We start from the raw sequence: 21,746 nt of genomic DNA on the forward strand, positions 1-21,746 counted from the left end.
GCGGACGGCCGGATCGCGCTGCTCGGCCCCGACGTCCTCGGCCTCGCCGCCGAACTCGGCGCGGTGGACGGCCCGTACGCCGACCTTCCGCAGCCGGACGGCGGGACGGTCCTCGCCCAGCTCCTCCCCGACGACGGGCGCTCGGCCGTCCACCGGGCCCTGGAACTGGTGCGGGCATGGGTGGCGGAGAGCCGGCCCGACTCGGCCCGCCTGGTGCTCGTCACACGCGGCGCCGTCGCCGCCGGGGCCGGGGCCGACCCGGATCAGGCCGCGGTGTGGGGCCTGGTGCGCTCCGTGCAGGCCGAACACCCCGGCCGGTTCGTGCTCGTCGACGTCGACGGAGCGCCCGAGTCCCTGCCGGCCCTCGCCGAAGCGCTCTCGCACACGGACGAACCGCAGCTCGCGCTCGTGCGGGGCGGCGTGCGGGTGCCGCGGATGGCACCGGCCGCACCGACCGCAGGGGCGGGCGCTTTCCGGTGGCCGACGGCCGGCACCGTGTTGATCACCGGCGCCTCGGGCGCGCTGGGACGGCTCGTCGCCCGCCACCTCGTCGCCGAACACGGCGTCCGGCGGCTGCTGTTGACGAGCAGGCGCGGGCTGTCGGCGCCGGGAGCCGCCGAGTGGGAGGCGGAGCTGACCGCGCTCGGCGCCCGGGTCACCACCGCGTCCTGCGACGTCTCCGACCGGGCGGCGCTCGCCGCCCTGCTCGCGCAGGTGCCCGACGCGCATCCGCTCGCCGCGGTGGTCCACGCGGCCGGGGTGCTCGACGACGGACTCGTGGGCGACCTGACGCCCGAGCGCCTCGACGCGGTACTCCGCCCGAAGGCCGACGCCGCCCGCCACCTGCACGAACTCACCCGGGACGCGCGGCTCGACGCCTTCGTGCTCTTCTCGTCGGCCGCCGGCGTGCTCGGCGGCCCGGGGCAGGCCAACTACGCGGCGGCCAACGCCTTCTTGGACGGTCTGGCACACCACCGCAGGGCCCTCGGCCTGCCGGCCACCGCGCTCGCCTGGGGCCGTTGGCGAGGCACCGAGGAGGCCGCCGGGATGGGCGGCGGGCTGGACGCGGCGGGCAGCAGCCGCATGGAGCGGGCGGGCATCCTGCCGCTCTCGCCCGACCACGGCTTGCGCCTGCTCGACCTGGCGGTCGGCGCACCCGAGCCCGACCCGATACCGCTCCTCCTCGACACCGCCGCGCTCGCCCGCTCCTCCTCGGGCGCGGCTTCGCTACCGCCCCCGCTGCGGAGCCTGGTGCGCCGGCCGCGCCGCCCGGCCGAGCCGGCGGCGGACGGGCTGCGAGACCGACTCGCGTCGCTGCCCGCGGCCGAGCGGGACGCCGCCGTCCTGCTGGCGGTGCGCGACGAGGCCGCCGGCGTGCTCGGCTACCCGGGGCCCGGCGCCGTCGAACCGGACCGGCCGTTCGCCGAGTTGGGCTTCGACTCGCTGAGCGCCGTCGAGTTCCGCAACCGCATGGCGACCGCGACCGGGCTGCGGCTCCCCTCCACCCTCACCTTCGACCATCCGACTCCGGGAGAGCTCGCCACCTATCTGCGGGGCGAGTTGGCCGAGGACACGGAAACGGACGTCCTCGCCCTCGTGGACCGACTCACCGAACTCGCCGGAACCGTGGGCGACTCGGCGGAGCGGACCAGAGCCGCCCGACGGCTGCGGAACGCCGCGGAGTTGCTCGCCTCGCCCGCGGCCTCCCCGTCCGCCGGCGGGCCCGCAGCCGAGCTGGACCGGTTCGACGCGCAGAGCGACGACGAGTTCTTCGCCTACCTCGACGGCCAGTTGGGCGACGCCTAGGGCAGGCCCCGACCCGCCTCCCGCACGGCACAGACCGAAGGAGCCGACCGCACGATGCCCGAGGAGCGACGAGAACCCATGCACACCGAGGACAGGCTCCGCGACTACCTCAAGCGGGTCACCGCCGAACTGCAGCGCACCCGCGGCGAACTCGCGCACGCCGAGGACCGGTTGCGGGAGCCGATCGCCATCGTGGGCATGGGATGCCGCTACCCGGGCGGCGCCGCCTCGCCCGAGGAGCTGTGGGAGCTGGTCTCCACGGGGACCGACGCCGTCTCCGGCTTCCCCCTCGACCGGGGCTGGGACCTGGAGCACCTCTACCACCCCGACCCCGACCACCCGGGGACCGCCACCACCCAGGAGGGCGGATTCCTCCACGAGGCCGCCTGGTTCGACGCCGACTTCTGGTCGATCTCCCCGCGCGAGGCCGTGGCCGCCGACCCGCAGCAGCGGCTCTTCCTGGAAACGGCCTGGGAGGCCGTCGAGCGCGCCGGCATCGACCCGCGCGCGCTGCGCGGCAGCCGTACCGGCGTCTTCGTCGGGACGATGTACCACGACTACGCGGGCAGTTCGGCCGCCGGAAGCGTGGTGGCCGGCCGGATCGCGTACCAACTCGGCCTGGAGGGGCCCGCGCTCGCGGTGGACACCGCGTGCTCCTCCTCGCTCGTGGGGTTGCATCTGGCGGTGCACGCGCTGCGGAGGGGCGAGTGTTCGCTCGCCCTCGCCGGCGGTGCCACGGTCATGGCGACGCCCGAGACGTTCGTCGCGTTCAGCCGCCAACGGGGGCTGGCACCCGACGGCCGGTGCAAGTCCTTCGCCGAGGCGGCCGACGGCACCGGGTGGGCCGAGGGCGTCGGCGCCCTCGTCGTGGAGCGGCTCAGCGACGCGCGGCGCAACGGGCACCGCGTGCTCGCCGTGGTGCGAGGCAGCGCGGTCAACCAGGACGGCGCGAGCAACGGGCTCACCGCACCGAGCGGCCCGGCCCAGCAGCGCGTCATCGACGAGGCGCTCCGCGACGCCGGCCTCACCCCTCGGCAGGTCGACGCGGTGGAGGCGCACGGCACCGGCACCCGGCTCGGCGACCCCGTCGAGGCCCAGGCCCTCCTGGCGGCGTACGGCTCGCACCGCACGCCGGAGAACCCGCTCCGACTGGGTTCGATCAAGTCGAACTTCGGCCACAGCCAGGCGGCGGCCGGAGTCGCCGGCATCATCAAGATGGTCATGGCGATGCGGCACGAGACCCTTCCCGCGACCCTCCACGTGGACCGGCCCACCCCGCACGTGGACTGGCAGGGGAGCGGGGTGCGGTTGCTCACCGGCAACGCCGACTGGACGGCGGGCGAGGAGCCGCGCCGCGCCGCCGTCTCCGCGTTCGGGGTGAGCGGCACCAACGCGCACGTCGTCCTCGAAGAGCCCGGGCCCGCCGACCGCGCCCCGGCCGCGGCCGCGGCCGGCACGCCCCCGCCGGGCGGCGCACTCGCCTGGGTGGTCTCCGGCCGCACCGCGCAGGCGCTGCGCGCCCAGGCCCGCAGGCTCCACGACTGGCTGACCCGGCACCCGGAGCTGCATGCGCTGGATGTCGCCTACTCGCTCGCGACCACGCGCACCGCCTTCGCGCACCGTGCCGTGGCCGTCGGCACCGACCGGGACGAACTGCTCGCGCAGCTCGCCGAGTTGGCAGGGGAGACCCCGGCGGCCGGCACCGCCACCGGATCGACCCCGGGCGGGAGCCGGGCGGCCTTCGTACTCCCCGGCTCCTTCGCCTCCACCGAGGACGCCCGGCTCTGCGCCCGCGGTGCCGGGGAGCTGCTCGATTCGGCCCCCGTGTTCCGGGCGGAGATCGACGCCTGCGACGAGGCACTGTCCGGGCTCGTCGACTGGTCCCTCACCGACGTGCTGCGCGGGCGGCCCTACGCGCCGCGGCCCGAACGCGCCGACGTCGCAGGACCGTTGCTGTGCGCCGTCGGCATCTCCCTCGCCGCGCTGTGGCGTGCGTGCGGTGTGCGGCCCGCTGCCGTCCTCGCCGAGGACGAGCAGGCGGCGCCGGCCGCCGCCTGCGTCGCGGGCGAACTGCCGCGCGGGGAGGCGCTGCGCGCGGCGGCGGAGGAGGAGCGGCTCCCGGGCGGCCGGCTCCGGTACGCGACGCCCGGCACCGTGCTCCCCCTCCTCCAGCAGGACGTCACCGCGCTGCTCGCGCTGGGCCCGGGGGACCGGCTCGCCGCGCGTCTGGACGCCGCTCCCGACCTCCCCGACGGCCTCGTCGTCCGCACCGTGCCGGGCACCGGCAGCGCGCACGCCTTCACCACCGCGCTCGCCGAGGTGTACGTCCGCGGGTGCGCGCCCGACTGGCGGGCGTACTTCGCCGACACCGGCGCGCGCCCGATCGAACTGCCCACGTACGCCTTCCAACGCGAGCCGTACTGGGCGACGCGGGAAGCCCCGGACCAACGGCCCGAGCGGCACGCCGAGTTGCTCGACGCCGCGGTCCCGCTCGCGGAGGGCGGCCTGCTGCACACCGGACGCCTCTCGCTGCGCACCCATCCGTGGCTCGCCGACCACGTGGTGGCGGGGCAGGTGCTCCTGCCGGGGACCGCGTTCGTGGAGTTCGGTCTGCGGGCCGGCGAGGCCGCGGGGTGCGGGACGCTCGACGAGCTGACTCTGGAGGCCCCGCTGCTGCTGCCCGAACACGGCGGCGTGCGCCTCCAGGTGACCGTCGGGCCGCTCGACGAGCACGGCACCCGCACGCTCTCCGTCCACTCGGCGCCGGAGGACGCGTCGAGCCCGCCGGAAGCGGCGCACCAGCGGGCCGCCGGCACGACGTGGACCCGGCACGCCACCGGCGTTCTCGCCTCCGCCGCCGAGCCGTCCGCACCGTGGACCTGGCCGCAGGAGGGCGAGGACCTCGACCCCGCCGAGGTGCACGAGCGGATGGCGCAGGCCGGACTCCGGTACGGGCCCGCGTTCCGCGGCTTGCGCAGAGTGCGGCGGCACGGTGACGCACTCTTCGCCGAGGTGGAGTCGGACCAGCCGGCGGAGGGCTTCCTGATACACCCGGTACTGCTCGACGCGGCGCTCCACCCGCTCGCGCTCGGGCTGCCCGGCCTCACCGGCGACCAGGAGCCCGACGCGCCCCGAGTGCCCTTCTCCTGGCGCGGCGTGACGGTGCACGCCCCCCGGCGGACCGTGCTGCGCGTGCGGTTGACGGCACGCGACGGCGGCGTGCGCGTCGAAGCCCAGGACACCGAGGGCTCGCCCGTCGCCCGGGTCGACTCGCTCGTGCTCCGCCCGCTTCCCGACGCCGGAGCGGGTGGGGGCACGCCGCCGCTCCACCGCGTCGAGTGGACACCGTCCCCGGGGGCGTCCGGCGAAAAACCGACGGAGCGCTGGGCCGTGCTCGGGTCCGACGCCTCCCCCGAGGCCGCCGCCCTCCGCGCGTGCGGCGCGGACGTCGAGACGGCGGCGGACCTCGCCTCGCTCGGCGGGGACCGGCAGGTGGTCGTCGCGCCGTGCCCGCCCTCCGCGGCACCGCTCGCGGACGCCGCCGAATCGGTGCGCTCCGCCACGGGCTGGGCGCTCGACCTCGCCCAGCGGTGGCTCGCCGACGAGCGCTTCACGCAGGCACGCCTCGTCCTGCTCACCACCGGCGCCGCCGGCACCGACGGCACGGCTCCCGACCCCGTGCTCGCGGCGGTACGGGGGCTGATCAGCTCGGCCCACTCGGAGCACCCGGGCCGGTTCTGCCTCGTCGACCTGGAGAGCGCCCCCGAAGCGAAGACTCTCGCCGCGCTCCCCGCGGCCCTCGCCACCGGCGAACCGGAGTTGGCGCTCCGCGCCGGCAGCGTGCTCCGCCCCCGCCTCGTGCGCGCCTTCCCGGACGCGGGCCCCGACGGCCTCGCGGGGCCGGACGGCACGGTCCTCGTCACCGGTGCGACGGGCGGCCTGGGGAGCCTGCTCGCCCAGCACTTGGTGGCCACTCGCGGCGTGCGCCACCTGGTGCTCGTCGGCCGCCGGGGCCGACAGGCGCCCGGCGCGGCCGAGTTGGAGGCCCGGCTGGAGGCGTCCGGCGCCGAGGTCACCTGGGCCGCCTGCGACGTCGCCGACCGCCGCGCGGTACGGGAAGTGCTCGACGCCGTCCCGGACGCGCACCCGTTGACCGCCGTCGTCCATGCCGCCGGAGTCCTCGACGACGGTGCGTTCACCGCCATGACCCCGAAGCGGCTGGACACCGTACTGCGGCCCAAGGCCGACGCCGCCGTGGTCCTCCACGAGGAGACGAAGAACCGCGGCCTCTCCGCCTTCGTGCTCTTCTCCTCGGTCTCCGGGGTGCTCGGCGGTATGGGTCAGGCCAACTACGCGGCGGCCAACGCCTTCCTCGACGCGCTCGCCCGGCGGCGGAGGGCCGAAGGACTGCCCGCCGTCTCCCTCGCCTGGGGCCCGTGGGAGCCGGTCGGCGGCATGGCGGGCGAGCTCGCAGCGGACACGCGGGACAGGATGGCGCAGGCGGGGTTCCCCCCGCTCACCGGACGCGAAGGGCTCAACCTCTTCGACGTGTCCGCGGGGTCGGACGAGCCCGCCCCGCTGCCCGTACGGCTCGACCTCGGCGCACTGCGCGACCAGGCGGCTGCCGGCGGACTGCCGCACCTCCTGCGCGACCTGGCTCCGCCCCCCGCACGGCCGGCGCCCTCCGCCACCGTCGAACAGCCCCTCGCCGAACGCCTCGTCGCCCTGGGCGCGGCCGAGCGGGAAGGAGTGCTGCTCGACACGGTGCGCGCCGCGGCCGCCGAGGTGCTGGGCCACGACTCGGCGGAGGCGGTGGACGCGGACCGCACCTTCCAGGAACTGGGACTCGGCTCGCTCAACTCCACGGAGCTCCGCAACCGGTTGACGGCCGGGACCGGCCTGCGCATGCCGGTTTCCTTCGTCTTCGACCAACGGACACCGACCGAGGTGAGCCGCTCCCTCGCGGCCCTGCTCCCCGAGCCGGAACCGGCACCGCCGGCCGTACCCGGGCCCGGGCCCGCGGACACGGACACGGACGCGGACCGGCGGATCGCGATCGTCGGCATGGCCTGCCGCTTTCCGGGCGGTGTGCGCAGCCCCGACGAGCTGTGGGACCTCCTGGCCTCCGGCGCGGACGCCGGCGCCCGTGCGACTGCCGGTGGGGAAGACGTCGCTGCCCGCCTCGTCGACGACGCCTGCGACCCGGAACTCTTCGGCCTCCCCCCGCAGGAGGCCGAAGCCGCCGACCGGCACCTGCTCGTCCTCCGGCAGCTCGCCTGGGAGGCGCTGGAGGACGGCGGAGTCCTCCCCGCCACCCAACTCGACGCGCCGACCGGCGTCTTCGTCGGCCGGACGCACGAGCGCGGCGGCCTCGGGAGCACGGAGCCGGCCGGCGGCCTGGCCGCGGCCTTCGGATGCGCCGGCCCGGCCGCCACGTTGGACACGGGCGACTCCTCCTCGCTCGTGGCGCTGCACACGGCGGCGCAGTCGCTGCGGCAGGGCGAGTGCTCGCTGGCGCTCGCGGCCGGCATCACGCTCTTCGACGGTGCGGGCGCCGGGCAGGAGCACTCGGCCGAGGGAGCCGGCGTGCTGCTGCTGGAGCGGCTGCCGGACGCCGTACGCGCCGGACGCCCCGTGCTCGGCGTCCTCCTCGGCAGCGCCGTCGGCAGGAGCGAGGCCCAACACCGTGTGCTCGCCCGTGCGTTGGAGCAGGCCGGACTGGCAGGCCCGGAGGTCGACGCGGTCGACACGTGCGGCGGCCGGGAGGAGCCGCGCGCGCTCGGCGAGGTGTACGGCGCGGGCCGTCCCCCGGAACGGCCGCTGCGTATCGGCACGGTCGGGACGAGCATCGGGCACACCTCGGCGGCGGCCGGGGTGGCGGGCGTGATCAAGGCGGTGCTCGCGCTGCGGCATCGCGTACTGCCCCGCTCCGGCGGCGACCGCCAAACGGCGCCGTGGGAAGGCGACTTGCCGGACACGGTGCGTCCCCTCACGGAGGCGGCGCCCTGGCCGAGCACGGGCGCCCCGCGGCGGATCGGCGTCTCGGCGCTCGGCGCAGGTGGCACCCACGCCCACGCCCTCGTCGAACAGGCGCCGCAGGACGGGGCCGACGACGCCGTGCCACCGCCGCGCCCCGTGCCACCGCCCTTGCCCTGCGTGCTCTCGGCGACCTCCCCGCAGGGGCTGCGGGAGCAGGCGCGCAGGCTGCGCCGCCACGCCGAGTCCACCGCCGAAGAGTGGGTCGACCTCGTCGGCGCTCTCGCCACCACGCGCACGGCCTTCGCCCACCGCGCCGCCTTCCCGGTCGGCACGCGTGAGGAACTGCTCGACGGGCTGGGTGCGTTGGCGCTCGGCGAGGAGGCACCCGGCGCGGCCGAGGGGAGCGCCTCCGGCGGCCCCCTCGGCTTCCACTTCACGGCGGAAGGCGGCCCGCCCCTCGTCGGTCGCGGGATGTACCGAGCCCACCGGGTGTACGCCGAGGCACTCGACGGGATCGTGGAGCGCCTCGACGCCCATCTCGCCCGCCCGCTCCGCGAGGTCGTCTGGGAGGAGCCCGCGCTGCTCGCGCGGCCCGAGTTCGGGCGCCCCGCTCTCTTCGCCGTCCAGACGGCGATGTTCCGGCTGCTGGAGGCGTGGGGGCTGCACCCCGATCGGATCTCCGACTCGGCTTCGTCCGCCGTGGCCGCGGCGCACGCGGCGGGAGCGCTCGACCTGGACGGGGCCGTCGCGCTCGTGGCCGCGTGCGGGCGCGCGGCGGCCGGGGGTGGCGAGGAGGAGCTGCGCCGGGTGCTTGCGGGCCTTGAGTACCGGACGCCCCGCATCCCGCTCGTCTCCGCTTCGGGCAGCGACGTCGCGTCGGCGGAACTGGCCTCTCCGGAACACTGGTTGGGACGCGGGGACGAGGCAGCCCGCCCTGCGGCGCCCGGAGAGGTGCTCGAACTCGGGCCCCGCGGCGTCCGGTCGGCCGCGCAGGACGTCCCCTCGGTCGCCGAGGAGGGGAGGCCGGAGGCCCGCGCCCTGGCGGAGGCCCTCGGGCACCTGCATGTGAGCGGTCGCCGGGTGGACTGGAACGCGGTCTTCAGCGGCCTCGCCAACCGGCAGGTGCGGCTGCCCACTTCCGCGTTCCAGCGCCGCAGCTTCCGGCCGGCCGACCCGGGCGCTCCGGCGGGGGAACGCTTCTGGGAGCGCGTGGAGCGCGGAGACGTGGACGGCCTCGTGCGCGACATCGGCCTGCGCGGGGACGAACCGCTGCACGTCGCCCTCCCCGCGCTGGCCGCCTGGCGGCGCGGCCGGACGGAGACCGGCGGGTGGCGCCGGACACCCGGCACGGACCCGGCGGAGCTCACCGGGGTCTGGCTCGTGGTACTCCCGGCCGGTTCCGGGGGAGTTCGGGTCCCGGAGGGCACCGCCTGCGCGGACGAGGTGGGCGACGCGCTGGTGGGCGCCCTGGTGCGGCACGGGGCCGAGGCGGTGCCCTTCACCGTCGGGGCGGGCGAGGACCGGGAGGCCCTCGGCGCCCGCCTCAGCCGCCTGTCGTCGACGGGCCGCCGCCCCTCCGGCGTCCTCACCTGGCTGCCGGGCGCGGCGCCCGAGGCCGTCGACGCGCTCTTCGGCGCCGTCGGCGACGCCGTCCCCGAGGCCGCCGTGTGGGGCGTGACGAGAGGGGCCGTGGCGGTCGGCGAAGTCGCCCGCGCCGAGCCGGGGCAGGAGCAACTGCGGGCTCGGGCCCTGGAGTCGGCGCGGACGGGCGGGACGGTCGACCTCCCGCCCGTACTCGACGCACCGGCCCGCGGCCGGCTCTGCGGCGTACTCGCCGGCGGGCCCGCCGGCACCGAGGCGGCCGTACGCGCGGGCGCGGTGTTCGTCCGCGCTGGTTGAGCCGCTCGGGACGGCGCCGGTGAGCCGGTGCCGTCCCGCTCAACTCCCCAGTGCGAGCAGGCGCGCGCGCACCGAGGTGCGGACCGCTTCCATCTGCCCGGCCGAGAAGCACCGGGCGCTGTAGGGCAGTTCGATGCCGAGCTGCCCGCGCACGGTCAGCACGGAAGCCACCAGCGGGCCGAACCCGGCCTGCGGGAACGAGACGTCGCCGAGCGCGAAGCACCGCACGTCGGTGATCCGCAGCCCGTCCGGGGTCTCGGGCACCGGCACGTTGCCGAGGTTCGTGGTCACCAGGCTGGCGTTGAGCAGCGACGGGTCCCTGAGCACCTGGGCCGCCGCAAGGATCTCCCGTTCCAGGTCGCCCCGGGCGATGGCCTCGCGGAGGTTCTCCGCGAGGCGCCGCCCGAGCGAGACCACGTCTGCGTCCTCCCGCACGTCGAGCACGTCGAAGAAGAGCGAGGCGGCGGGGAAGAGCTCCTCCGGGTGGACGGGCGGAGAGAGGCGCCCCCGCAGATCGACGGGGGACATGCTGCTCATCCGCCGCGTCCCCGCACCGCCCACCGCGTCGCGGACCGCCAGGAGCAGGGCGGCGACGAGCACTCCGTGCACCGACACCCCCGCGGCCTTGCTCGCACCGATCACTCCGGCGGTCTGCTCCCGGTCGAGCCGGACCCTGGCCACCCGCATCGGCAGCTCTTCCTGCGCCGCCGACTCCCCTGCCGCGTACGGCAGATGCACGAGTGGCGCCCCGCGCATCCGCTCCCCGCGGGCGGTGACGTATGCGGCCAGGTCCTCGGGGGTGTGCGCGGGCAGCCGGGCGGAGAGCGCGGCGGGCAGGGCGTCGTCCCCGCCGTCCCCGGGTTGCGGCACGGTGAACGTGCCCTCGACGCAGGCCGTGTAGCCCCGCCACACCGCATCGCAGACGGCGAGGGCGCTCTGCCCGTCGGTGATGGAGTGGTCGATGCTGAGTACGAAGGTGTCCTCGTCCGCGCCCTCGATGAGGACGCCCCGCACCAGGCTGCCGTCGGGCGGCAGCGGTGTGTTGATCTCCTCGCGCAGCGAGCCCGGTACGCCCTTGCGGACCTGGAGCTGCGGCGGCCCCGTCTCCAGCGGCTGGAAGGAGAACGCGTAGGGACCGTCCTGCCGGACCCGGCTGCGCAGCGGGGGGAGCCGTGCCACCACGGCGGCGAACGCCCGCGCCAGCGGCTCCTCCTCGACGTGCCCGCCGACCGAGCACACCACCGTGACCCGGCTCTTGGCGTCCCCGAGGTGCACCATCTCTTCCAGCGCGAGTGCGCGCGTCATCTTCCCCCACCTTCTCCCGGCCGCCCCGGTTCCGGGACGCACACGCTCTGGAGGCAGGCGAGGAGCGTACGCGCCTCCACGTTGACATAGTGGCTGTGCCGCATCAGCCCGAGGAGTTCGGCGACCGGGACCCACCGGTGCCCGGGCGGCTCGTACGGGTCGTCGTCCGCTTCCACGACCAGGTACCGGCTGCGTGCGTGCTGGAACCGTCCGCCCTCCTCGGCGAGGACCGTGTCGAAGAGCAGGCGTTCGCGGGGAGCGTCGAGCACCTTCCCCAGCAGCGGCGGCCCGGCCGCGGCAGGCAGGTGCGCGAAGTTCTCCGGTGTGCACTGCACGGTGGGCCCGATCTCCAGCACGTCGACGTTGCCCGGTTCCACGCGGAGGTTGGCGAGTACGTGTCGCGCACCGTCGACGGACTTGGTGAGGAACGCGGAGACGCCCACGCCGTGCGGCCTGAGCAGCGGCTGGGTCCACTCCGTGACTTCCCGTTCCCCCGCTCGCACACGTACCGCCACGATGCTGAAGAAGGACCCGTTCCGGTGCGCGATGCGGTCCGGCTCCCGCCGCCACTCGGGCAGCCCCGCGAGCGGTACCCGCTCCACCCGGACCCGCTCCCGGCTGCGTGCCTCGGTGAGCCAGCCCAGCAGGTCCCCGCTCGGCTCCGCGCGCGGAACACCGTCGAACGGGAAGGGGAGGCAGGACAGGATGCTGCGGGTGTCCATGTTCACGACGGAGCTGTCGGTGCCGTCCGTCCCGGTGCCCTCGGCGAGCAGCCGGTGGAGCTGCCCCAGCGGCATCCAGCGGAAGCCTTCGCGTACTTCGACGTCCCCCGCGACCTCGACGACCATGTTCCGGTTGCGCTTCCGGAAGAACCAACTGCCCTGCTCGGACTGGCGGACGTCGACGAGGACCCGGCGCGCGTTCCGGTGCAGGAAGTGCTCGACGTAGGGGACGGCGCGGCCTCCGTGGACCCCGCTGTAGTTGCTCAGCGTCGCCTGCACCGTGGGGGAGAGCTGGAGGCCCGGCCGGTTGCCCGGTTCCGTCTTCGCCTGCATCAGGAAGTGCAGCACGCCGTCGAACTCCTTGGCGAGCAGCCCCAGGATGCCGACTTCCGGCTGGTGCAGCAGGGGCTGCGACCACTGCGAAACGGGCCCCTCCGGCCGGTGCACCTCCGCTCCCCGCACCTGGAAGAACCGGCCGCTGTCGTGGACGAGGTCCCCGGTGCCCTCCGTGAAGCTCCAGGAGCGCAGCTCCGCGAACGGGATCCGGTCCACCCGCGACGCGTCCTCCGCGCGGCGCTCCTCCCACCAGCGGCGGAAACCCGCGAACGGCGCGACGGCGGTCTCCTCGGCGACGGCGGAGAGCGCCACCCGCGCGTGCGTCCGCTTCACGCCGGCGTCGCTTCCCGCGCGAGGCGCTGCCGCAGCGGCAACCACCAATCCCTGTGCTCCGCATACCACTTCACGGTCTCCGCGAGCCCGCTCTCGAACCCGGTGCGCGGCGCGTAGCCGAGCTCTTCGGAGATCCGGTCGAAGGCGAGCGAGTAGCGGCGGTCGTGGCCCTTGCGGTCCGGTACCCGCTCCACCATCGTGCCGTCGCGGCCCAGCAGCTCCAGCAGCCGCGCCACCAGCTCCCGGTTGGCGAGCTCGGTGCCGCCCCCTATGTGGTAGACGGCGCCGGCCCGGCCGGCCTCCGCGACGAGGGCGAGGCCGCGGCAGTGGTCGTCCACGTGGAGCCAGTCGCGCACATTGCCGCCGTCGCCGTAGAGCGGCACCTTCCTGCCGTCCAGCAGGTTGGTGACGAAGAGGGGGAGCGCCTTCTCCGGGAACTGGTAGGGGCCGTAGTTGTTGGAGCAGCGGGTGACGCAGACGGCGAGGCCGTGGGTGCGGTGGAAGGCGAGCGCCAGCAGATCGGCGGAGGCTTTCGAGGCGGCGTAGGGCGAGTTGGGGTGGAGCGGCTGGTCCTCGTGCCACGAGCCGTGCTCGATGGAGCCGTACACCTCGTCGGTCGACACCTGGAGGAACCTGCCGACGCCCGCGCGGGCGGCGGCCTCCAGCAGCGTCTGGGTGCCGAGCACGTTGGTGCGCACGAACTCGCCGCCGTCCGCGATGGATCGGTCCACATGGGATTCGGCGGCGCAGTGCACGACCAGGTCGGCACCGCTCAGCACCTCGGAGACGAGCGCCGCGTCGCAGACGTCGCCCGTCACGACGGTGAGCGCCGGATCGTCCGCCACCTGCGCCAGGTTCGCCCGGCAGCCCGCGTAGGTGAACCTGTCGAGGACGACCACCTCAGCGCCTGCGAGCGGCGGATAGGCGCCCGCCAGCAGGCTCCTGACGAAGTGCGAGCCGATGAAACCGGCGCCGCCCGTGACCACTATTCGCATACTTCCCGCCTCACTGACTCTCCCTGGTGGCGATCGAGCGCAGGTACTCGCCGTACTCGGACGCACCGAATTCAACGCCGAGTTCGTAGCAGGCTTCGGCGTCGATGAAGTGCATACGGAAGGCGATCTCCTCCAGGGAGGCGATGCGCACCCCCTGGCGTTCCTCGAGCATCTGCACGTAATGGCCGGCCTGGAGGAGCGAGTCGTGGGTTCCCGTGTCCAGCCAGGCGAAACCGCGGCCGAGGTCGACGAGGCGGGCTCTGCCGCGTTCCACATAAGCCCTGTTGATCTCGGTGATCTCCAGTTCCCCGCGCTCCGAAGGGGAGAGCCGCCGCGCGATGTCCACCACTTCGTTGTCGTAGAAGTAGAGCCCCGTGATGGCCAGGTTCGACCGGGGATGCAGCGGCTTCTCCACGATGTCGAGCAGCTTGCCCTCGGCGTCGACCTCACCGACCCCGTAGCGCTCCGGGTCCTTCACCCAGTAGCCGAAGAGCACGCACCCGTCGACGCTGCTGCTGTGCTGCATGAGCAGCGTCGAGAAACTCGGACCGTGGAAGACGTTGTCGCCGAGTACGAGCGCCACTTCGTCGTCGCCGATGTAGTCGGCCCCGATTCTGAAGGCGTCGCCGATGCCTCTCGCCTCGGGCTGCTCCGCGTATTCGATGTGCATACCGAGGTGGCTTCCGTCGCCGAGAAGAGCCCTGAAGAGGTGCAACTGCCCCGGTTTCACTATCAGTAGGACGTCCCTTATACCGGCGAGCATCAGCACCGACAGCGGGTAGTAGACCATCGGTTTGTTGTAAACCGGAAGAAGCTGCTTCGAGACGGCGTGAGTGAGCGGGCGCAGTCGTGTTCCGTGTCCCCCGGCGAGCACGATTCCCTTCATCGGCTCGAAGCTACAGCCAGGACGAACCGACGGGCAGTGGTAGCCGCCGAATACAGGGGGTGGGTGCCGCTTAGGGGTGCGGTGGACGAGTGGTTAGGGGTTGATGCGCGGGCGCCGAGTCAGTTGACTTCTCGCGAAGGGCACTTCGCCCCGAGGCGTCGACCTGTCGGGCGATTCGCAACCGACGTGGGGAAAACGATGCGCGTTCTGATCGTGGTGTACGCGGAGAAGACGCACTACCTCCATATGGTCTCCATGGGGTGGGCTCTCGCCGCCGCAGGGCACGAGGTCCGCGTCGCCAGTCAGCCCGCGCTCGCCGCGGAGATCACGGCGTCGGGGCTCACGGCCGTGCCCCTCGGTGAGGACCACAGGCTCTTCGAGACCGCCCGCGCCATCGCCGAGGAGAACCCGCAGGCGTTCTCGCAGGGTCCCTCCTTCGGCGGCCTCGCCAAGCCCGAGACCACGTGGGAACGCGAACTCGCGCTCTACCGGGGCCTCGTCCCCTACTACCTGCGAGTGGCCAACAACACGGCCTTCGTCGACGAACTCGTCGACTACGCCCGCTTCTGGCGCCCCGACCTGGTCCTCTGGGAGCAGATGAGCCACAGCGGCGCGGTGGCGGCCCGCGCCTCGGGCGCCGCGCACGCGCGGCTCCTGTGGGGCCCCGACTTCCTCGGGCGGTCGCGGGAGACCTTCCGCGAGCTGCTCGCCGACCAGCCGGCCGAGCGGAGAGCCGACCCGCTCGGCGAGTGGGTCGCCGAGATGCTCGAGCGGCACGGCCTGGAGTTCGAAGAGGAGGCCGTCACCGGGCAGTTCACCATCGACCCCTCGCCGCCGAGCGCACGCCTCCCGCTCGATCTGCACACCGTGCCGGTGCGGTACGCGCCCTACCACGGCGCCGCCACGGTGCCCGAGTGGCTGCGCGAGCCGCCGGCCAGGCCCAGGGTCTGCGTCACCATGGGCCTCTCCCGCCGTCGGTACACCGGGCACGACGGTTTCCCCCTCACCGACCTGGACGCCTTCGCCGACCTCGAAGCGGAGATCGTCACGACCCTCGTACCCGCGCCGGGCGAGGAGTTCCCCGCCGTTCCCGCCAACACCCGGATCGTGGACTTCGTCCCCATGCACGTGCTGCTGCCGAGCTGCGACGCCGTCGTCCACTACGGCGGCAGCGGTACGTGGATGACGGCGATGCTCCACGGCGTGCCCCAACTGCTCATCCCGCAGTCGGGCGACACCCTCCTCAAGGCCGAGCACCTCGAGCGCCAGGGCATCGGGTTGGCGGTCCCGGACGCGGAGGCCACGGGTCCCGCGCTCCGCGAGGCGCTGGGCCGGCTCCTGTACGAGGGGTCGTTCCGCGAGGCCGCCGCGCGGCAGCGCGCCGAGGTCCTCTCGGTCCCGTCGCCGGGGGAGTTGGTGCCGACGCTGGAGAAACTCACCGCCGAGTACCGGCCCGCCGGATAGCGGCCCGGGCCGCGACGGGGCCGCCACGCAGACCAGTTCGACCACGGAGATCGCATGGACACCGACATCTGGCGCCTCGGCGCCGCGACGCTGGCGGAGGCCGTCGCCACCGGGCAAGTGACGGCACGCGAGGTGCTCGACGCCCACTTGGAGCGGATCGCCGCGGTGAACCCCGGGGTGAACGCCGTGACCACGGTCATGGCCGAGCGGGCGGGAGCAGCGGCGAAGGCCGTCGACGAGCGCCGGGCGGCAGGCGAGCCGCTGGGCCCGCTCGCCGGGGTGCCGTTCACGGTCAAGGACAACATCCACGTCGAGGCGATGGCGACGACGCAGGGGATGCCCGCGCTCAGCGCCCTCGTCGCGGCCGAGGACGGCCCGGACGTGCGGCGGCTGTGCGCCGCGGGAGCCCTTCCCGTCGGCCGCACCAACATGCCCGACATGGGAATGCGCGGCATGCACACCCGCAGCAGCACGCAGGGCGACACGGTCAACCCGTGGGACCGCACGAGGACGCCGGGCGGCACCAGCGGGGGCGACGCCGTCGCCGTCGCGTCCGGCATGGCGCCGCTGGCGCTCGCCAACGACTGGGAGGGCTCGATCCGGGTGCCCGCCGTCTTCGCCGGTATCACCGGGCTGCGCCCGAGCCAGGGCAGGTACGCCTCGGACAACCGCCTCATGGACCGCGAACCCACCCTCGCCACCCAACTGTTCCCCGTCGACGGGCCGATGGCGCGCTCGGTCGCCGATCTGGAGGTCCTGCACGGCCTGCTCTGCGGCGCCGACCCCCGCGATCCGCGCGCGGTCCCCGCCCCCGTACGCGGTCCCGCGCCACCCGGGCCGCTGCGGGTCGGGGTGGTGGCGGACCCCGGCGGCCTCGGTGTCGACCCGCGGGTGCGGGCGGCCGTCGAGGCGGCGGCCGGTGCGCTCCAGGACGCCGGGTACCGCGTCGAGGAGGTCGAGGTCCCGAAGCTCGAGGAAGCCGTGCGGGCCTACGCGCGGCTGATGATGACCGAGTACAGCCTCGGTTGGGAGGCGCTCCGCCCGCTGATGCCCGAGGACGGGCGGCGCTTCCTGGAGCTGTCCATGGAGCGCAATCCCCCCGTGGACCTGGCCGAGTACGTCCGGCTCACCGGCGAGCGGAGCGGAGTGCAGCGGGCCTGGGCCGAACTCCTCGACGGCTGCCCGCTGTTGCTCGGCCCCGTCTCCACCGCGCAGCCCGGTGAGCCCGGCGCGGAGTCGCGCGACGCGGAGAGCCTTGAGGAGGCGATGACGGCGCTCCGGCTGTGCTCGGTCTCCACCTTCGCCGGCCTGCCCGCCGTCGCCGTACCGACCGGTGTCGCCGACGGGCTGCCGCAGGGCGTGCAGCTCATCTCCCGGCCGTTCCGCGAGGACCTGTGCCTCGACGCGGCAGCCGCGGTCGAGGAGCGGCTCGGCACCTGCACGCCCATCGATCCGCGGCAGTGATCCGCGGCGCAACGCAAGGAGGGCACGTGGAATCCACGCTGATCCGTCTGAGTCCGCACTCTTCCGCGGACGAGGTCTCCGAAGTGCTGGAGCGGGACGGCGGTCTGATCGTCGAGGACCTGGTGGACGAGGAGACGCTGCGCGGGCTCTGGAACGACCTCGGTCCGGCGCTGGAGGACTGGCAGTACGGCGCCGACGACTTCTCCGGACACCGGACCAAACGCCTCTCGTCGCTCTTCGCCCGCACCGAGCACGTCGCGAAGGTCGTCCTCGCGCCGCAGTTCCTCGGTGCGGCCCGCAAGCTCATCGAGCGGCCCGTGCCGGTGTGGATGGGCGGCAAGCGCGTCGAACTGGCGCCGAACGTCCAGATCAGCGCCACCCAGGTGATCCAGATCTGGCCGGGGGAGGGCGCCCAGTGGCTGCACCGCGACGACATGTCGCACCTGCGCACCTATCCCTCGCGCATCAGCAGGGTCCAACTGATGCTCGCCATGAGCGACTTCACCGCCGAGAACGGGGGCACGCTCGTTGTCCCCGGCAGCCACACGCTGGGGGACGAGCAACCGCCTGCCAAGGACCGGGCGGTGCCCGTCGAGATGAAGGCGGGGTCCTGCCTGCTGTGGCTGGGCGGTACGTACCACGGCGGCGGCCCGAACGAGTCCGGGGCGCCGCGCACCGGGCTGACCGTCTCCCTGATCGCCGGCAACATGCGGCAGGAGGAGAACCAGTACCTCGCCGTACCGAGGGAGAAGGTCAAGGAGTTCCCCGAGGAGCTCCAGCGGCTGCTCGGCTACGACACCTGCCCGCCCTTCCTCGGCTGGTACGAGTCCTCCGACCCGCACCTGCTCCTGCAACAGGACGCCCGGACGGACGGGGCCGGGCAATGACCGGGGCGCTGCCGATCCCCGGGGCCCAGCCGCGCCGCTGCCCCTTCGACCCGCCGGACGACTACCGGCGCGCCCAGCAGGAGGGCGGGCCCGTCATGGTCACCATGCAACAGGGCCGCGAGGGCCGGCTGTTGACCCGCTACCAGGAGGTGCGCAAGGCGCTGAAGGACGGCAGGTTCAGCTCCTCGCTGCACGTCCTGCCGCCGGTCATCGAGGGGCGGAGCCCCAGGGGTTGGATCTTCGGGATGGACCCGCCCGAGCACACCAGGTACCGCAGGCTGCTCGCCGAAATGTTTTCCGAGCGCCGCATGCGGCGGTTCGAGCCCAGGCTGGTGCGGATCGTCACCGGACGCCTTGAGGAGCTCAAGGAGCAAGGCGCTCCCGCCGACCTGATGAACCGCTACGCCTGGCCGATCTCGTCGAGGGTCTCCTGCGACCTGCTCGGTACCACCCTCGACGACCAGGAGGAGTTCGAGCGCCGGGTGGGCAGGCTCGTCGCGCCCGACGTCACGCCCGAGGCGTTCGTCGCCACCTACCAGTCGATGTGGTACGGCATGCGCGAGCTGGTGCGGGCGAAGCGGAGCGAGCCGGGGGACGACGTGCTCACCGAGCTCCTCGGCGCCGAGGACGCGCAGGGCCCGCTCAGCGACGAGGAGGCCGCCTCGATCGGCCTCCAACTCCGCATCGCCGGCAAGGACCTGGTCGCCCACGCCATCGGACTCGGCATCTTCGCCCTGCTGCGCCACCCCGACCAGCTCGCGCTGGTGCGCGACGCCCCCGACCGTCTCGACAAAGCCGTCGACGAGCTGCTGCGCTACCTGCCGATCAACAACATGGGGTCGGTGCGCAAGGCCGCCGCCGAGGTCGAGGCCGGCGAACAGGAATTCGCCCAGGGCGAGTTGGTCGTCGCCGCCCTCACGGCCGCCAACCGCGACGAGCGGGTCTTCGCCGACCCCGACCGGCTCGACCTCACCCGGCCCAACGCGAGGCAGCACGTCGCCTTCGGGCACGGTGCCCACCGGTGCCTGGGGCAGCACCAGGCCCGGTTGATGATCACCGTCGCACTCCGCGAACTCCTGCGCGCCCTCCCCGGGATGGAACTCGCCGTACCGGCCGACGAGGTGCCGCTCTACGAGGACACGGCGTTCTACGGCGTCGCCGAACTCCCCGTGACCTGGTGAGCAGGGAGGACGAGTGGTCTTCAGCGAACTGTCCGTGCCCGGCGCCTACCTGATCACCCCGAAGGTCCACCGCGACGAGCGGGGCAGCTTCGTCGCCCCGTACACCGCGGCCGCCTTCGCCGAGGCGACCGGCCGCGAACTTCCGCTGGGCCAGGGTCACTTCAGCACCTCGCGGTGTGGAACGATCCGCGGCATCCACTACGCGGACGTGCCGTCGGGGCAGGCGAAGCTCGTGTGCTGCCCCGGCGGGGCGATCAGGGACTTCGTCGTGGACCTGCGGCTCGGTTCGCCCACCTTCGGGCAGTGGGACAGCGTCCGGCTCGACGCCGCCTCGGGGAAGGCGGTCTACCTGGAGGAGGGGCTCGGGCACGCCTTCGTCGCGCTCGCCGACGGCACGGTCACCGCCTACCTCAACTCGACGGAGTACAACCCGCGAGTGGAGCACGAGGTGGACCCCTTCGACACCGCGCTCGGCCTCGACTGGCCGGCCGATCTCCCCCCTCTCGTGTCGCGACGCGACCGCGACGCACCGTCGTTGGCCGAGGCGCGGCGCGCCGGACTGCTGCCGACGTACCGTGCCTGCCTCGCGCTTCCGTGGCGGCGCCGGTGAGCCGCCGTGCCGGCTCCGTGGTGGTGCTCGGCGGAGCCGGGTTCCTCGGGCGGCGCATCTGTGCGGCCCTCAACGGGAGCGGCCACCGGGTCACGGCGGTGACCAGGGGCCCGGCCCGGCCGGTCCACGGGGCGCGGACCGTCGTACTCGACGTGCTCACCGGGCCCATGGACGAGCTGGCGAGCGTGGTCGGCGCGGCCGACGCCGTGATCAACGCGGCGGGGGACACCTGGGAGGGCACCACCGCCGCGATGACGGCGTCGCACGTCCCCCTGGTCGAGCGCCTGATCGAGGCGATGGCCCCGGCACCCGGGACGCCGCGGCTGGTGCAGCTCGGCTCGGTGCACGAGTACGGCCGCGCCCCCTTCGGAACGGTGATCGGCGAGGACCACCCGACCGTCCCGACCACCGCGTACGGAAGGACGAAGCTCGCCGGCGCGCGGATGATCCTCGACGCGACGGCGCAGGGCCGGATCGACGGCTGCGTGCTGCGCCTCGCCAACGTCTGCGGCCCCGGCGCCCCTCGCCGCAGCTTCCTCGGCGGCCTCGCGGAGCGCCTGCGGGACACGGCGCCGACCGGCGCACCGCTCAGCCTTCAAGTGGCCGCAGAAGGGCGGGACTTCGTCGACGTCGACGACGTGGCCTCGGCGGTCGTGCGGTCCCTCACCGCTCCGGTGTCGGGCCGGGTCGTCAACATCGGGGGCGGGTCCGCGATCGGCATGCGCGAGTTGGCCCGGCTCCTCATCACCGCCGCGGGGTTCCCCTCCGAGCTGGTCGAAGAGGAGTGCTTCCTCTCGGCGGGCGGCTCGACGAGGCTCGACATCCGGCTGGCCGGGGAGCTGCTGGGCTGGACCCCCGGGACGGCGCTCTCCGATTCGGTGCGCCGCCAATGGGAGACGTACGCGCAAGGATGACCGCCGACGAAGGAGAGCGATGGAGTACACCCACCTCGGCCGCACGGCCCTGAAGGTCAGCGACCTCTGCCTCGGCACCCTGAACCTCGGGGTACGCGCGAGCGACGAGGAGAGCTTCGCCATCCTCGACACCGCCCTCGACCGGGGCGTCAACTTCCTCGACACCGCCAACCAGTACGGCTGGCAGAAACACAAGGGCTACACCGAGGAGTTCCTCGGGAGCTGGTTCGCGCAGGGCGGCGGCAGACGGGAGCGCATCGTGCTGGGCACCAAGGCCGGCAAGCCGATGAGCGACCGGCCCAACGACACCGGCCTGTCGGCGCGGCACCTGATCGCCTCCTGCGAGGAGTCGCTGCGCCGGCTGCGGACGGACTGGATCGACCTTTTCCAGATGCACCACGTCGACCACCACGCCCCGTGGGACGAGGTGTGGCAGGCGATGGAGACCCTCACGCAGCAGGGGAAGGTGCGGTACGTCGGCTCTTCGAACTTCGCCGGCTGGCACATCGCCGAGGCCCAGGAGGCGGCGTACCGCCGGCACTTCCTCGGCATCGTCTCCGAGCAGAGCGTGTACAACCTGGCCACCCGGTACGTCGAACTCGAAGTGATTCCCGCCTGCCGCAGGTACGGCGTGGCGGTGCTGCCGTGGTCGCCCCTGCACGGGGGACTCCTCAGCGGCGTGCTGCGGAAGACGGCCGAGGGCACGGCGGCGAAGGGCGCACAGGGGCGGGCGGCGGAGGCGCTGAGGACACGGCGTGAGGCCGTCGCCGCGTACGAGGAGCTCTGCGCGGAGTTCGGCGCCGACCCGGCGGAGGTCGGCCTCGCCTGGGTGCGGTCGCGCCCCGGCGTGACGGCGCCCGTCATCGGTCCGCGCTCCCTCGCCCAGCTCGAAAGCGCCCTGGCCAGCCGCGAGTTGGAGCTTCCACCGGAGGTGCTGGAGCGGCTCGACGCGCTCTTCCCGCCGC

13 protein-coding genes are annotated in these 21,746 nt (G+C 74.2%); 9 read left to right on the forward strand and 4 right to left on the reverse strand.

What is annotated here, in order from left to right; all coding sequences use genetic code 11:
• Positions 1-1,806, forward strand: a 1,806-nt coding sequence (locus tag UWG_RS31575) for a type I polyketide synthase (protein ID WP_157838590.1), incomplete at its 5' end; no start/stop codon positions are given.
• 54 nt (positions 1,807-1,860) lie between these two features.
• Entirely contained in the window at positions 1,861-9,684 is a 7,824-nt protein-coding gene (locus UWG_RS0123600) for an SDR family NAD(P)-dependent oxidoreductase (RefSeq protein ID WP_474773631.1), read from the forward strand.
• 39 nt (positions 9,685-9,723) lie between these two features.
• Here the strand turns inward: UWG_RS0123600 and UWG_RS0123605 are convergent, their stop codons facing one another.
• The 4 genes from UWG_RS0123605 to rfbA are packed head-to-tail and all read right to left on the reverse strand — an operon-like array spanning position 9,724 to position 14,261.
• Positions 9,724-10,989, reverse strand: coding sequence for a phthiocerol/phthiodiolone dimycocerosyl transferase family protein (locus UWG_RS0123605; protein WP_016909667.1), 1,266 nt, complete (start codon positions 10,987-10,989; stop codon positions 9,724-9,726).
• The gene (locus UWG_RS0123610) at positions 10,986-12,425 is read right to left on the reverse strand and encodes an NDP-hexose 2,3-dehydratase family protein (RefSeq protein ID WP_016909668.1); all 1,440 of its coding nucleotides are present in this window, start codon (positions 12,423-12,425) and stop codon (positions 10,986-10,988) included. The genes UWG_RS0123605 and UWG_RS0123610 overlap by 4 nt, the downstream gene beginning before the upstream one ends.
• Positions 12,377-13,375: a dTDP-glucose 4,6-dehydratase gene (gene rfbB / locus UWG_RS0123615; RefSeq protein ID WP_033196333.1), complete on the reverse strand. Its 999-nt coding sequence runs from the start codon at positions 13,373-13,375 to the stop codon at positions 12,377-12,379. Before rfbB ends, UWG_RS0123610 begins: the two co-directional genes overlap by 49 nt.
• 10 nt (positions 13,376-13,385) lie before the next feature.
• Entirely contained in the window at positions 13,386-14,261 is an 876-nt protein-coding gene (gene rfbA, locus UWG_RS0123620) for a glucose-1-phosphate thymidylyltransferase RfbA (protein ID WP_016909670.1), read from the reverse strand.
• Positions 14,262-14,459: 198 nt separating this feature from the next.
• On the opposite strand from rfbA, the gene UWG_RS0123625 reads away from it, so the two are divergent.
• The 7 genes from UWG_RS0123625 to UWG_RS0123655 form a co-directional block, all read left to right on the forward strand.
• Positions 14,460-15,725 (forward strand): activator-dependent family glycosyltransferase, encoded by a 1,266-nt coding sequence (locus UWG_RS0123625; protein WP_016909671.1) that lies wholly within the window; start codon positions 14,460-14,462, stop codon positions 15,723-15,725.
• Between the two features lie 54 nt (positions 15,726-15,779).
• A complete protein-coding gene (locus UWG_RS0123630) occupies positions 15,780-17,189 on the forward strand; it encodes an amidase (protein ID WP_016909672.1) in 1,410 nt (469 codons plus the stop codon).
• Between the two features lie 26 nt (positions 17,190-17,215).
• Positions 17,216-18,076 (forward strand): phytanoyl-CoA dioxygenase family protein, encoded by an 861-nt coding sequence (locus tag UWG_RS0123635; RefSeq protein WP_016909673.1) that lies wholly within the window; start codon positions 17,216-17,218, stop codon positions 18,074-18,076.
• Positions 18,073-19,257, forward strand: coding sequence for a cytochrome P450 (locus tag UWG_RS0123640; RefSeq protein WP_016909674.1), 1,185 nt, complete (start codon positions 18,073-18,075; stop codon positions 19,255-19,257). The genes UWG_RS0123635 and UWG_RS0123640 overlap by 4 nt, the downstream gene beginning before the upstream one ends.
• Positions 19,258-19,270: 13 nt before the next feature.
• The gene (locus tag UWG_RS0123645; RefSeq protein WP_016909675.1) at positions 19,271-19,867 is read left to right on the forward strand and encodes a dTDP-4-dehydrorhamnose 3,5-epimerase family protein; all 597 of its coding nucleotides are present in this window, start codon (positions 19,271-19,273) and stop codon (positions 19,865-19,867) included.
• Positions 19,864-20,781: an NAD-dependent epimerase/dehydratase family protein gene (locus UWG_RS0123650; RefSeq protein ID WP_237720264.1), complete on the forward strand. Its 918-nt coding sequence runs from the start codon at positions 19,864-19,866 to the stop codon at positions 20,779-20,781. Before UWG_RS0123645 ends, UWG_RS0123650 begins: the two co-directional genes overlap by 4 nt.
• Positions 20,782-20,800: 19 nt before the next feature.
• On the forward strand, positions 20,801-21,746 hold a 946-nt coding region (locus UWG_RS0123655; RefSeq protein WP_016909677.1), incomplete at its 3' end, for an aldo/keto reductase.

Source organism: Streptomyces xiaopingdaonensis (assembly GCF_000262345.1).
Lineage (GTDB): Bacteria > Actinomycetota > Actinomycetes > Streptomycetales > Streptomycetaceae > Streptomyces > Streptomyces xiaopingdaonensis.